The following is an 11584-nucleotide window of genomic DNA, read 5'->3' as shown; positions in this document are numbered from 1 at the left end:
TCTGCTTGAACGCGGAACGCTGTTGCGAAGCGCGATCAATATTTCTGCTGGCGCTCGTAGAGCTCGCGATAGTGCTGGATCCGGGTCACGCGCAGACCCTGCATCCCGGAACGATCGACAGCCCGCTGCCACGAGGCAAATTCCTCGAGCGTCAAGCCATAGCGTTCACACACTTCGTCAATGGTCAAAAGACCGCCATTGACCGCAGCGACCACTTCGGCCTTGCGGCGGACCACCCACCGGGTGGTGTTGGGGGGAGGCAGGTTCTCGAGCGTGAGGGGTTCGCCCAAGGGGCCAATCACTTGTGACGGCCTGATTTTCTGGTTTTCCATCATGGCAAATCTCGTCGGCCTGGCGCGCCTAGTTGGGGGTTCATAGGGGGGGTATTGCTGTCAACGAGTTTGGCCGTTTTCTGTTTTCCATAACTTGAAACATCAGGGTTAATGACTTCTTCATGCCACCCCACGCTTTCAAGCATAAGGGCCGTTACGGGATGAAAGCTGCCGACATGCGTGCCTGCGACGTCAGGCAGGATGAACGAGGCCCTCCGCTGGTCGCGACGCAAGTCCTGCGCAGCGACCAACCGGGCACACAATTCGCTCCAACCCAGCGGCCTCAGCGTCTGTTCGCCGGAAGCCGTGTCGAAGAGATGGGAATCGGTCAGCACCATGCTCATGACCTGCGATCTAGCGCAGGTGTGGATAACGGAGGGTAAAAGGCCGCTTCACTTCTCGGTGAGGAATACGAATACCCGACCAAAGCCGCAGCCCCGACCGGCCATGCCGTCCCCAAACCGATCGAGATCATGGCGTCATGGGCCGAAAACGCCTATGGGCCGGGCATGACTGGTCCCTCCATCACTTCTGATCCCATCACCGATCCTGCCGCGCTGTTCGACTTGCCCCGTCCGGCGCAAGACTGCCGCATCGTCGTTGCAATGTCCGGCGGCGTCGACAGTTCCGTGGTCGCCGCCCTTGCCGCGCGCAGCGGTGCCGAAGTGATCGGCGTCACGCTTCAGCTCTACGACCACGGCGCCGCCACCGGCCGCAAGGGCGCCTGCTGCGCCGGAGAAGACATCCGCGACGCGCGCGCGGTCGCCGACCGGCTCGGCTTTGCCCATTATGTGTTCGACCATGAATCCGACTTTCGCGAAGCGGTGGTCGAACGCTTTGCCGACGACTATCTCTCCGGCCGGACCCCGATCCCCTGCATCCGTTGCAACATGGGGCCCAAGTTCACCGATCTGATGGCGATGGCCCGCGATCTTGGCGCGGATTGCCTGGCGACCGGCCACTATGTCCGCCGGGTCATGACCGCGACGGGCCCCGAGCTTCACCGCGCCGTCGATCCCGCGCGCGACCAGTCCTATTTCCTCTACGGCACCACCGACGAGCAACTGGCGTTCCTGCGTTTTCCGCTGGGCGGCCTTGCCAAGCCGGACGTGCGCCGCATCGCGGGCGAACTCGGCCTCGGCGTCGCGGCCAAGCCCGACAGCCAGGACATCTGCTTCGTCCCCGACGGCGACTATGCCCGGGTGGTGAGCGCAATCCGGCCCGAAGGCTCGGTTGCGGGCGACATCGTCCACGCGGCCACCGGCGAAGTGCTGGGGCAGCACAAGGGCATCATCCACTATACGGTCGGGCAGCGTCGCGGCCTCGAAATCGGCGGACAGGCCGAACCGCTTTATGTGGTCGCGCTCGACGCGCCCGCACGGCGCGTTCTGGTCGGGCCCAAGGCCATGCTCGCGGTCGATCGCGCCCATATCGTCGAAACCAACCGCATCGGCCCGATGCCCGGCCCGGACGAAGCGCTGACCGCCAAAGTCCGTTCGCTGGCAAAACCCGTCCCGGTCGCAGTCGAAGGCCCCTTTGGCGAGGGCGCGGCAACGACGATCCGCTTTTTCGCCCCCGAATATGGCGTGGCGCCCGGACAGGCGGCCGTGATCTATGCCGGGGACCGGGTGGTCGGCGGCGGCTGGATCGAATCGACCGAAAACGCCGTCACTGCCTGATCGCGCCTTTGAGGCCGAACCTCATTTCCAGGGCTGGAGCTGACACCCCCAGCCCTCGCGATAGGTCGCGGTCTGGCTGGCGAGCAGGGGATAGCTCGCGGTAACGCTGCGCGCGCTCGCATCCTCGCTCAAATGGACCCAGGCGACGGCGCCTTCCATGTCCTTGTGGCAATCGCCAAGGCTGCGTCCGCCCACGAAACGGCACGAACAAGCGACCCGCGCGCCATAGGACGCGCCAGTCACGGCATAACGGCGCGCCGGGGACCAGATCTGCCACACCGCGAATCCGACGAGCCCGACCAGCACCAGCACGACCCAACGCCAAATCCGGCGGCGGCGACGTCGCTCAAGAATGGGCTGCGCACCCCCTCCAAGGGAATCCTGCTGGGGAGAACCGTGATCTGGATGCGCGTTTGTCATTGCCCGGGCGAACGAAGTGAAGGAATGGTCGGCGCCGATGCGACCGAACCGGCTTGTCCTTATCGCCCCCCTTGCGCTGGTGCCAGCCTTGATCGGCTGTCATTCCCAACCGGTGTCGAGCGGGCTCGCGCCCGCCGCGCTCCAGGCGGTCGTCGCCGACCCCGGCCTGCCCGACGGCGACGCCGATTCGGGGCGCGAAGCTCTCGCGCGCGGCATCGATGCACTGTTCAAGGCGCCCGAGGCGGGGGAAACCCGCGCCTTGCTCGTCTATCACGACGGCAAGCTGGTCGCCGAACGCTATGGCCCCGGCTATGATCGGAACACCCGGTTCATCAGCTGGTCGATGGCCAAATCGATCACCGGCGTCCTGATCGGCATGCTCGTCTCGGACGGACGCCTGCGACTCGACGACCCGGCCCCCATTCCCACCTGGCAGCGCCCCGGCGATCCGCGTGGGGAAATCACCTTGCGCCAGCTTTTGCAGATGCGGTCCGGCCTGCGCCATGTCGAAGGCGGCGATCCCCCGTTCCGTTCCGACGAAGTGCGCATGCTCTTCCTCGACGGACGCGACGACATGGCCCGCTATGCCGAGGACCAGCCGCTCGAATACGATCCGGGGCGCAAATGGGTCTATTCGACCAATACCAGCGTCATTCTGGCCGATCTTGCCGCGCGGGTGCTCGCGCCTGCCGGAGATCCCGAAAGCCGTCGTCGCGCCGTCGCCGACTATTTGCGCACGCGCCTGTTCGATCCGGTCGGAATGCATTCGGCAGTGCCCGAATTCGATGCTTCGGGCACGTTCCTCGGCGGCAGCGTGGTCGATGCGACAGCGCGCGACTGGGGGCTGTTCGGCGAATTCCTGCGGCACAAGGGCGCGGCCGGGGGATCGCAACTCGTGCCCCGGCAGTGGATCGATTTCATGACGGCCCCCTCCCCGCGCGAGGCGCAATACGGGGCACAGCTATGGCTCAATCGCCGCCCCACCACGGGCGCTGCATCGCTGTTTCCCGAACGTGGCCCCTCCGATCTCTTCGCCTGCGAAGGGCATCTGGGACAATTCGTGCTGGTTTCGCCCTCGCTGCACCTCGTGGTCGTCCGGCTGGGCATGACGCCCGAAGATCATCTCGACCGGGTAGCAAGCCGCCTCGGCGACATCGTCGGGCTGTTCCGCTGACCCCCCGAACGGGACGTAGATCAGCGCAGGCGCCCCTGAACCAGCAAAGCCGGGCTGATGTCCTGCTCCTGGTGCGGGAGCACGTCGTTCGACCCGAGCGGGCCTTCATCGACAAGCCCTTCCGGGTCGGTGTGGATGAGGATTTCCACCTCGGGAAATTCCTTGTGCAGCCCGTCCTCGATCACATCCATGACCTTGTGCGCGGCGGCAACGCTCATGCGTCCGTCGACCCAGATATGGAACTGCGCGAAATCGCGCCGCCCGCTGGTCCGCGTGCGGAAATCGTGAATGCCCTTGAGCGCGGGATGATGCGGAATGGCCGCGAGGAAACGCTCGCGCTTTTCGAGCGGCCATTCGCTGTCCATCAATTGCTCGATCGCCTGTTGCGAGGCTTCCCACGCCCCCCGGCCCAGCCAGACCGCGATGGCCAGCCCGAAAATTTCGTCCACGCCCGGAATCCGCGCCCAGTGATCGAGCACGAGCGCGACGATCACCGCCAGATTGAGGACGAGATCGGAAAGGTAGTGGAAATGATCGGTGCTGATCGCCAGGCTCTGCGTCTTGCGGATCACATGACGCTGATAGGCGACCAACGCGAATGTCGCGATGATCGCGATGACCGACACCAGAATGCCCGAGCCGGGATCCTCGACCGGGCCGTGGCCAAAGAATTGCTGGATCGAACGAAGCGCCAGCCCGAAGGCCGACAACGAGATCAGCACGACCTGGAACATCGCAGCAAGCGCCTCGGCCTTGCCGTGGCCGAAGCGATGGCCCGCATCGTCCGGGATCGCCGCGATCGAGACCCCGAGCAGCGTCGAGACGCTCGCCACGAGATCGAGCGCGGTATCGGCAAGGCTGCCGAGCATGGCCGCCGATCCCGTCGAGATCGTCGCCCAGATCTTCATGCCCAGCAGCAGCGTCGCCACCGACATCGACGCCAGAGCCGCACGACGATTGAGCGCGGCCATGTCCACCGCCGAAATGGGGGCCGGGGGCGGAGCAGATACCGGGGTCGTGGTGTCGTTCATCGCCAGGCGCCTTAGGGGTAAAGCAGCGTGCTGGTCCAGCCGCCGTCGGGGAGACGGTCGAAACGCCGCCGTTCATGCAGGCGGAAATCGCGATCATGCCAGAATTCGATCCGCTCGGGACGGACGCGGTATCCCGACCAGTGTTCGGGCCGGGGCACATTGCCGTCGGGATAGGCTGCGCGCAGCTTGGCCACGCGATCGAGATAGATCTGCCGGTTCTCGAGCGGGCGCGACTGATCGGAGGCCGCCGAACCGAGCCGCGATTCGGGGTGACGGCTGGCGAAATAGGCATCCGCCTCGGCTGGCGTCACTTGCGTGATCGGCCCTTCGATCCGGATCTGGCGGCGCAGGCTTTTCCAGTGGAACAGCAGCGCGACATGCGGATTGGCGGCCAGTTCCCCGCCCTTGCGGCTGTGAAAGTTGGTGTAGAAGACAAAGCCGTCAGGCCCGTGTCCCTTGAGCAGGACCATCCGTACCGAAGGATGCCCGTCGGGCGTCGCGGTGGCGAGCGCCATGGCATTGTGATCGTTGGGTTCGCTCACGCTTGCCTGCGCGAACCAGTCCTCGAACAGGGCGAAAGGATCGCCGTGAGGAATGACATCGGCGGCGGGGGCAACATCCTTGGGCGTCGGCATCGTGGCTTGCTTCCGTTTGACTGAGATCGAGGACATCGACCGGACTGGACACTGCCGCCATGATCGCCGTCAACGACAGTGTCATGAACCATGTCTAGGCAAGATGCTCTAGATAATCAGCGCCTCGCTCGCCAGTCGCCTGTCGGGGCACGTCGAAATGACAAATAGCACCGCTCCGGTGCGGTGAAAATCTTGCAGGAACAGGGCAGCATCCCTAGCTATCAGGATCATGGCAGACCCTTATTCCACTCTTGGCGTCGATCGCAACGCGACCGAAAAGGACATCAAGTCCGCATATCGCAAACTTGCCAAGGAGCTTCATCCCGACCGCAACAAGGACAATCCCAAGGCCGCCGACCGCTTCGCCGAAGTGACGCAGGCCTATGATCTCCTGTCCGACAAGGACAAGCGGGCGCAGTTCGACCGCGGCGAAATCGACGCCGAAGGCAACCCCACTGCGCCGTTCGGCTTTGGCCGGGGCGGCCCCGGCGGCGGCCAGGGCGGTTTCCGTCACGACGGTTTCGAAGGATTCGGCGGCGAAGGCCACGATATCGGCGACATTTTCGAAGGCCTGTTCGGCGGACGCGGCGGCATGGGCGGCGGAGGTCAGGGCGGCGGCGGCTTTGGCGGTTTCGGGGGACGTCGTCCGCCCCCGCCCAAAGGCGCCAATGTCACCTATCGCCTTGCGGTGCCTTTCGTCGACGCAGCGACCCGTGCGCCCCAGCGCATCACTCTGCGCGACGGCAAGACCATCGACCTCAAACTGCCCGCCGGTGTCGAAAACGGACAGCAAGTGCGTCTTGGCGGCAAGGGCGATGCGGGACCGGGCGGTTTCGGCGACGCCATCGTCACCATCGAGATTGCGCCCCATGCCTTTTTCGAACGCGACGGCGACAATATCCGCGTCGACGTGCCGATCACGCTCGACGAGGCGATCAACGGCGCCAAGGTCAAAGTGCCGACCGTCGACGGCGCGGTCATGCTGACGGTTGCCCCCGGCACCACCGGCGGTCGCACGCTGCGCCTCAAGGGCAAGGGCTTCCTGCGCAAGAACGGCGAGCGCGGCGACCAGCTGGTGACGCTGGTGATCGACCTGCCTTCCGACGATGCGGACCTGCGCCAGCGTCTCGAAGGCTGGAAAGACACGCGCAACCCGCGCAGCCGGCTCGGCGTATAAACCATGAGGCCCGGTGACGACCCCGCCACCGGGCCATCAGGTGCGCCCGATACAGATCCCTGCGGAGACATTCCGCCTGACGGCCTTGCGCCTGCGCCGCTCGTTCCCGAAGCAATCGTGCCCAGCCTTTCGCCCGAGGCGCGGCGCAAGCGCGCCCTGCATCTCAGTTCGGGCTTTTTCGACGCGCAAGTCCAGCGGCTTGCCGCCACACCCCGCACGATCAAAGTGATTCGCCGGGTCTGGGCCGGGGTCATCAACGACGGCACCATCCATGCGGGCAATTTCGCCTACATGGTGCTGATTTCGCTGTTCCCCTTCTGCATCACCGGCGCGGCGCTGTTCTCGCTTCTGGGGAAAGCCAGCGAACGCGAAGCCGCGCTCAGCACTGTTCTTGCCGCCTTGCCGCCGGTCGTCGCAGGCGTTCTCGGCCCGGTCGCGCGCGGCGTGCTCGAGGCGCGGACCGGATCGCTGCTGTGGATCGGGGGCGCGGTCGGGCTGTGGACCGTGGGCAGCCTGGTCGAAACGATCCGCGACGTTCTGCGCCGCGCCTACGGCACGCGAATGACGCGGGCATTCTGGGAACGACGGCTGGGATCGACCGGCCTCATTCTCGCCTCGGTCGTGCTGATCCTGCTGGCGATCACCGCGCAAGTCGCCATCGCCGGGGCGCAGGAAGCCCTCTTTGCCCTTGCGCCGGAGCTCGACGGATGGATCGCGGGCCTCGCGCTGTCCCGGTTCCTGCCCACGCCCCTGCTTTTTGCGGCGCTGTGGATCATATTTGTCACACTGACGCCCGAACCCTATCGCGGCCGCCGATACCCCAAATGGCCGGGCGTCCTCTTCGTTACATGCTGGTGGCAGGCCATCACGATCGCCTTGCCCAAGCTGCTGCGCTATCTTTTCACCTACGATCTGACCTACGGCAGCCTGGCCGGCGTGATGATCGCGCTTTTCTTTTTCTGGCTGGTGGGCTTAGGGATGGTCGTAGGTGCCGAACTCAACGCCGCGCTCGCCGAAACACCGGAAGAACGCGACATGCTGGGACAGGCCGACGATCGCGAAGCCGCCTTGAAAGCGCAGCTTCGCGAACGGGAAACGAATGCTACTGTCGAACATGAGGGCGCATGACCGGATTGATGAAGGGAAAGCGCGGCCTGATCATGGGCCTCGCCAATGACAAGTCGCTAGCGTGGGGAATCGCCAAGCAGCTGCACGAACAGGGTGCGGAGCTGGCCTTTTCCTATCAGGGCGAAGCACTGGAAAAGCGGGTCCGCCCGCTGGCCGCGAGCCTGGGCAGCGATTTCCTGATCGATTGCGACGTCTCTGACATGGACGCACTCGATGCCGCTTTCGCAAAGCTCGCCGACCGCTGGCCGACGATCGATTTCATTGTCCATGCCATCGGTTTTTCGGACAAGAACCAGCTGCGCGGGCGCTATTACGATACCACGCTCGACAACTTCCTGCTGACCATGAACATCTCGGTCTTCAGCCTCGTCGCCGTGACGAAGCGCGCGCTGCCGATGATGCCGCAGGGCGGGTCGATCCTGACGCTGAGCTATTACGGCGCCGAAAAGGTCGTGCCCCATTACAACGTCATGGGCGTCGCCAAGGCTGCGCTCGAAACCAGCGTGCGCTATCTGGCCAACGACTGCGGTCCGGCAGGCATCCGCGTCAACGCGATTTCGGCCGGTCCGATCAAGACACTGGCCGCCAGCGGGATCGGCGACTTCCGCTACATCCTCAAGTGGAACGAGTTGAATTCGCCGCTGCGCCGCAATGTCACCATCGACGACGTCGGCGGGGCCGGACTCTACATGCTGTCGGATCTTTCGGCGGGCGTGACCGGCGAAGTGCACCACGTCGACGCAGGCTATCACCTTGTCGGCATGAAGCAGGAAGATGCGCCGGACATCTCGCTCGGCTGATTTCCTGTATGACCTTGCCCCTGCCCGTCCGGTGACGGGCGGGGCCGGTTACTTTCCCGCCAGCACAGATGGCGGGCTCAAGCCTCTTACTGGTGACCCGCCTTCTTACTGGTGTCCCGTCTGGGGCGTTGCGGTCGGCTCGGGAGCAGGAGCCTCACCTTCGGCGCGTTCCTTCGCCAGCTTGGCGTCATATTCCTTTTCGAGCGTTTCCACGCGAGCCTGCTCGGCCGCCGCGTCCGCATCGACACTTTGCAGACGCTTTTCCCGCTCTGCCTGAATGAGCTTGCCAAACTGCACGTCGCTCGACTGCTTGCGCTCGGCATAGGCGTCATGGATCAGGCGCGAAAGACAGCCGGTCGCCCCGGTTCCCCCCGCAGGCGAGCACGAATTGGTGCCGAACGCACCCACGGTTTCATAAGCCTTGACCTTTTCGGTCCAAGCTTCGTTGCGGGGCGAATTGGGGTTGTCGCGCAGCGGCACGGGGATGCGATAGCGTTCGCCTTCATCCTTGCGCGCGCAAACGGTGATCTGGGCATCGGTCGAGGCCGGGCACGGGTCGTTCCCGAACACGATCAGCTGGTTGACCTTTTCCTCACCCTGCACCGTCGTGGTGTGCTGGGGTTCGGCGGCAAATGCCGGATTGCCCATGGCAGCCCCGAACATGGCAGTCAGGACGACAGCAGGGATCATCAGGCGCTTCATCACGGCATTCTCCAGCTGGGATCGCTGCCCCTATAGGGCCTTCATCCCCTGAACGGTAGTGGAACCCCGATCCTTGGCCGGAGTCAATTATTTGACCGATTCGATAATCGAAAGGCCGGGCGTTCAGATCCGCGTCGAAAGGGCAATCGCGGCGCGGCAACCAAGGCGGACGGCGTGGAACAGCACCGGATAGGCCGGGGCCTTTTCCGCGCCCGCCGCCATCGCCGCGTCGCGATGATCGCGTTCGTCATCGCGGAATTCGCGGATCATTTCGCCCAGTTCGGGATCGCGCTCGCCCAGTTCCTCGAGCTGTTCGGTATAGTGCCGGTCGATCTCGGTCTCGATCGCGGCGGTGCAGGCCATGGCCGCTTCGGGTCCGATCAGTGCCGTCGCCGCGCCCAGTGCGAAGCCTGCGACCGACCACAAGGGCTGCAAGGCCGTCGGACGCACGCCGCGACGGGCCATCAGCGCATCGAAACGGGTCCGGTGATCTTCTTCCTGCTGCGCCATGTGCAGGACTTCCGACGAATGCGGAGCCCGGTCGCCCATGACCGCCAGTTGCCCGGCATAGATCCGGGTGGCCCCGTATTCTCCCGCCTGATCGACGCGGATCATCCGTTCGAATTGCTTGGAGTCAGTGGTCATTTCCCGGCCTTTCCACCTTTTGCTGCCAGAACGGCGATCACCAGAGCCGCCGTCAACGATCCCAGGAAGTTGTATCCCGCCATGCTGATCCCGAACAGCGTCCATGCAGGCACGTCACAACGGATCACCGGCGCATTGAGAATGGCGTCGAGCGGATCACCCGACAGCTTGATCGACGAACAGGTCGTGATGCCCTGCCACCAATGGTATTCGACCCCCGCGTGATAGCCCCCGATCAGCCCGCTGATCGCGACGCAGGCCGCCGCCAGCAGGACCAGCGAGCGAACCGCGCGAGGATCGCGCACTGCAAAAGCGGCAAGCGCGGGAACCAGCGCAGCGATATGGGCATAGCGCTGCCACCAGCACATTTCACAAGGCGCCAGATCGAAACCGTACTGGGCGACAAGTGCCGTCGCCATGGCCCCTGCCGGAATGAGCAGGCCAAGCAGCCGGGCAAGGCCCAGCGTCGAGGAAAGGGAAGCGGGTCGGGTCATCTGGTTCGCGTTCCGATGGGCAGCATCAATGACGACGGGATGCGATCGAGGCACTCGTGGTGTGTCCGATCGTCTGCAAGGCGTACCACTGCTGGAAGTCGGTGATGCCCTTGGCCTTCAACTCGTCGGCCGACATCTTGAACCGGGGATCCTGTGCCGTGTCCTTTTCCAGTTCCTTGTCATCCTTGATCTCGTTGACGAGATGGCCGCGCAAGTCGCTTTCGCGATAGGCCCGCTCGGCCCGCTTGCGCAGGTCCGGATCGGAAATCTGCGGCACGACGATGTCGGGCGAAATCCCGCCTTCCTGCACCGACCGGCCCGACGGCGTGTAATAACGCGCCGTGGTCAGCTTGAGCTCGGAATCGCGGCTGAGCGGGATGACCGTCTGCACGCTGCCCTTGCCGAAGGTACGCTGGCCCATGATCAGCGCGCGGTGCTGGTCATGGAGCGCACCGGCGACGATTTCCGACGCTGACGCGGATCCTTCGTCGACCAGCACGATGATCGGCAGCCCGCGCGCGATGTCGCCCGGGGTCGCGGTATAGACTTCGGTATCGCGGGCATAACGACCGCGCTGCGACACGATCGTGCCCTTTTCGAGGAACAGGTCGGACAGCGCCACCGCCTCGTCCAGCAGACCGCCCGGATTGCCGCGCAAGTCGAGGATGAGGCCATTGGGGTGCCCGCCCGTCTCGGCCCGGATCTTGGTCCAGGCGTCGTTGACATTGACCGCGACATTGGCGCTGAAGCTCGAGACCGAGATCACGCCGACCTTGTCGATCACTTTGGATTCGACCGATTTCAATTCGATCACCTGGCGCGTGATGGTCACGTCGACGGGATCGTCGCGGCCGGGGCGATAGAGCGTCAGGCTGATTTTCGTGCCCGGAGGCCCGCGCATCTGGTCCACCGCATCGTCGAGCGTACCGCCATAGATCAGCTTGCCGTTGAGATGGGTGATATAGTCGCCCGCCTTGACCCCGGCGAGATCGGCCGGGCTGCCCTTGGTCGGGGCAATGACCTTGACCGCGCCGTCGTCCATCGTGACGCTGAGCCCGAGACCACCGTACGAGCCTTCGGTCTGGGTCTTGAGATTGACCATGTCGCGCGCGTCGAGATAGCTGCTGTGCGGGTCGAGCGACGCCAGCATCCCGTTGATCGCGCCCTTGACCAGCTTGTCGTCGTCGACCGGATCGACGTAGGCTTCCTTGATCTTGTCATAGACTTCGATCAGCCGCGAAAACTGCGGACCAGTCCGCGCATCGACTGCGGCAAGCCCCGCCGTCGCCACCGGAACAAGGGCAACCGCTGTCGCGAGGGCAGTGACACGCAGCAAGGTGGACGGGCGTTTCGCCATGAGGGCCTTT

At 64.6% G+C, this 11584-nt stretch carries 14 protein-coding genes; 5 read left to right on the top strand and 9 right to left on the bottom strand.

Translation table 11 applies throughout. The features are described from left to right. Positions 1-35: 35 nt before the first annotated feature. Together sciP and Y88_RS19195 are read right to left on the bottom strand one after the other, a co-directional pair. Positions 36-335 (bottom strand): CtrA inhibitor SciP, encoded by a 300-nt coding sequence (sciP, locus tag Y88_RS11380; protein WP_008069374.1) that lies wholly within the window; start codon positions 333-335, stop codon positions 36-38. Beyond that, the gene (locus Y88_RS19195; RefSeq protein ID WP_157132640.1) at positions 332-676 is read right to left on the bottom strand and encodes a hypothetical protein; all 345 of its coding nucleotides are present in this window, start codon (positions 674-676) and stop codon (positions 332-334) included. The genes sciP and Y88_RS19195 overlap by 4 nt, the downstream gene beginning before the upstream one ends. A gap of 165 nt (positions 677-841) precedes the next feature. On the opposite strand from Y88_RS19195, the gene mnmA reads away from it, so the two are divergent. Next, positions 842-2011, top strand: coding sequence for a tRNA 2-thiouridine(34) synthase MnmA (gene mnmA / locus Y88_RS11375; RefSeq protein WP_026166929.1), 1170 nt, complete (start codon positions 842-844; stop codon positions 2009-2011). A gap of 21 nt (positions 2012-2032) precedes the next feature. On the opposite strand, the gene Y88_RS11370 is transcribed toward mnmA, so the two are convergent. Then, on the bottom strand, positions 2033-2323 hold the full coding sequence (locus Y88_RS11370) for a hypothetical protein (protein ID WP_008069365.1): 291 nt from the start codon (positions 2321-2323) through the stop codon (positions 2033-2035). 145 nt (positions 2324-2468) lie between these two features. On the opposite strand from Y88_RS11370, the gene Y88_RS11365 reads away from it, so the two are divergent. Further along, on the top strand, positions 2469-3605 hold the full coding sequence (locus Y88_RS11365; protein WP_026166928.1) for a serine hydrolase domain-containing protein: 1137 nt from the start codon (positions 2469-2471) through the stop codon (positions 3603-3605). Positions 3606-3625: 20 nt separating this feature from the next. Here the strand turns inward: Y88_RS11365 and Y88_RS11360 are convergent, their stop codons facing one another. Next, positions 3626-4636 (bottom strand): cation diffusion facilitator family transporter, encoded by a 1011-nt coding sequence (locus tag Y88_RS11360; RefSeq protein ID WP_008069362.1) that lies wholly within the window; start codon positions 4634-4636, stop codon positions 3626-3628. 11 nt (positions 4637-4647) lie between these two features. Then, positions 4648-5271 carry a pyridoxamine 5'-phosphate oxidase gene (pdxH, locus tag Y88_RS11355; RefSeq protein WP_008069360.1) on the bottom strand — a complete coding sequence of 208 codons (624 nt, stop codon included), beginning with the start codon at positions 5269-5271 and terminating at the stop codon, positions 4648-4650. A gap of 229 nt (positions 5272-5500) precedes the next feature. Here pdxH and Y88_RS11350 point away from each other — a divergent pair, with 229 nt between their 5' ends. Genes Y88_RS11350 through fabI form a run of 3 tightly spaced genes read left to right on the top strand, consistent with a single transcriptional unit; the run spans position 5501 to position 8376 of the window. Then, the gene (locus Y88_RS11350) at positions 5501-6448 is read left to right on the top strand and encodes a DnaJ C-terminal domain-containing protein (protein ID WP_008069357.1); all 948 of its coding nucleotides are present in this window, start codon (positions 5501-5503) and stop codon (positions 6446-6448) included. A 3-nt stretch (positions 6449-6451) separates the two neighbouring features. Continuing rightward, complete coding sequence (locus Y88_RS11345; protein WP_008069355.1) at positions 6452-7576, top strand: YihY/virulence factor BrkB family protein; 1125 nt, start codon at positions 6452-6454, stop codon at positions 7574-7576. Next, positions 7573-8376: an enoyl-ACP reductase FabI gene (gene fabI / locus Y88_RS11340; RefSeq protein ID WP_008069354.1), complete on the top strand. Its 804-nt coding sequence runs from the start codon at positions 7573-7575 to the stop codon at positions 8374-8376. Before Y88_RS11345 ends, fabI begins: the two co-directional genes overlap by 4 nt. A gap of 105 nt (positions 8377-8481) precedes the next feature. On the opposite strand, the gene Y88_RS11335 is transcribed toward fabI, so the two are convergent. From Y88_RS11335 to Y88_RS11320, 4 genes are all read right to left on the bottom strand, one after another. Then, on the bottom strand, positions 8482-9078 hold the full coding sequence (locus tag Y88_RS11335) for a hypothetical protein (RefSeq protein WP_018075707.1): 597 nt from the start codon (positions 9076-9078) through the stop codon (positions 8482-8484). Between the two features lie 123 nt (positions 9079-9201). After that, complete coding sequence (locus Y88_RS11330; RefSeq protein ID WP_008069351.1) at positions 9202-9723, bottom strand: demethoxyubiquinone hydroxylase family protein; 522 nt, start codon at positions 9721-9723, stop codon at positions 9202-9204. After that, positions 9720-10217 carry a disulfide bond formation protein B gene (locus Y88_RS11325; protein WP_008069349.1) on the bottom strand — a complete coding sequence of 166 codons (498 nt, stop codon included), beginning with the start codon at positions 10215-10217 and terminating at the stop codon, positions 9720-9722. Before Y88_RS11325 ends, Y88_RS11330 begins: the two co-directional genes overlap by 4 nt. 25 nt (positions 10218-10242) lie before the next feature. Beyond that, positions 10243-11574: a S41 family peptidase gene (locus tag Y88_RS11320; protein ID WP_008069348.1), complete on the bottom strand. Its 1332-nt coding sequence runs from the start codon at positions 11572-11574 to the stop codon at positions 10243-10245. Between the last annotated feature and the right edge of the window lie 10 nt (positions 11575-11584).

Origin of the sequence: Novosphingobium nitrogenifigens DSM 19370 (assembly GCF_000192575.1) — a bacterium.
GTDB lineage: Bacteria > Pseudomonadota > Alphaproteobacteria > Sphingomonadales > Sphingomonadaceae > Novosphingobium > Novosphingobium nitrogenifigens.
The sequence above is the reverse complement of the archived record's forward strand: the minus strand, read 5'-3'. Positions and strand labels throughout refer to the sequence as shown.

Bases quoted from the DNA above. Each gene is read 5' to 3' on its own strand.
- mnmA (WP_026166929.1), top strand. From the start codon at position 842: ATGACTGGTCCCTCCATCACTTCTGATCCCATCACCGATCCTGCCGCG.
- Y88_RS11330 (WP_008069351.1), bottom strand. From the start codon at position 9,723: ATGACCACTGACTCCAAGCAATTCGAACGGATGATCCGCGTCGATCAG.
- fabI (WP_008069354.1), top strand. From the start codon at position 7,573: ATGACCGGATTGATGAAGGGAAAGCGCGGCCTGATCATGGGCCTCGCC.
- Y88_RS11335 (WP_018075707.1), bottom strand. From the start codon at position 9,078: ATGAAGCGCCTGATGATCCCTGCTGTCGTCCTGACTGCCATGTTCGGG.
- Y88_RS19195 (WP_157132640.1), bottom strand. From the start codon at position 676: ATGAGCATGGTGCTGACCGATTCCCATCTCTTCGACACGGCTTCCGGC.
- Y88_RS11320 (WP_008069348.1), bottom strand. From the start codon at position 11,574: ATGGCGAAACGCCCGTCCACCTTGCTGCGTGTCACTGCCCTCGCGACA.
- Y88_RS11345 (WP_008069355.1), top strand. From the start codon at position 6,452: ATGAGGCCCGGTGACGACCCCGCCACCGGGCCATCAGGTGCGCCCGAT.
- pdxH (WP_008069360.1), bottom strand. From the start codon at position 5,271: ATGCCGACGCCCAAGGATGTTGCCCCCGCCGCCGATGTCATTCCTCAC.
- Y88_RS11350 (WP_008069357.1), top strand. From the start codon at position 5,501: ATGGCAGACCCTTATTCCACTCTTGGCGTCGATCGCAACGCGACCGAA.
- Y88_RS11365 (WP_026166928.1), top strand. From the start codon at position 2,469: ATGCGACCGAACCGGCTTGTCCTTATCGCCCCCCTTGCGCTGGTGCCA.
- Y88_RS11325 (WP_008069349.1), bottom strand. From the start codon at position 10,217: ATGACCCGACCCGCTTCCCTTTCCTCGACGCTGGGCCTTGCCCGGCTG.
- Y88_RS11360 (WP_008069362.1), bottom strand. From the start codon at position 4,636: ATGAACGACACCACGACCCCGGTATCTGCTCCGCCCCCGGCCCCCATT.
- sciP (WP_008069374.1), bottom strand. From the start codon at position 335: ATGATGGAAAACCAGAAAATCAGGCCGTCACAAGTGATTGGCCCCTTG.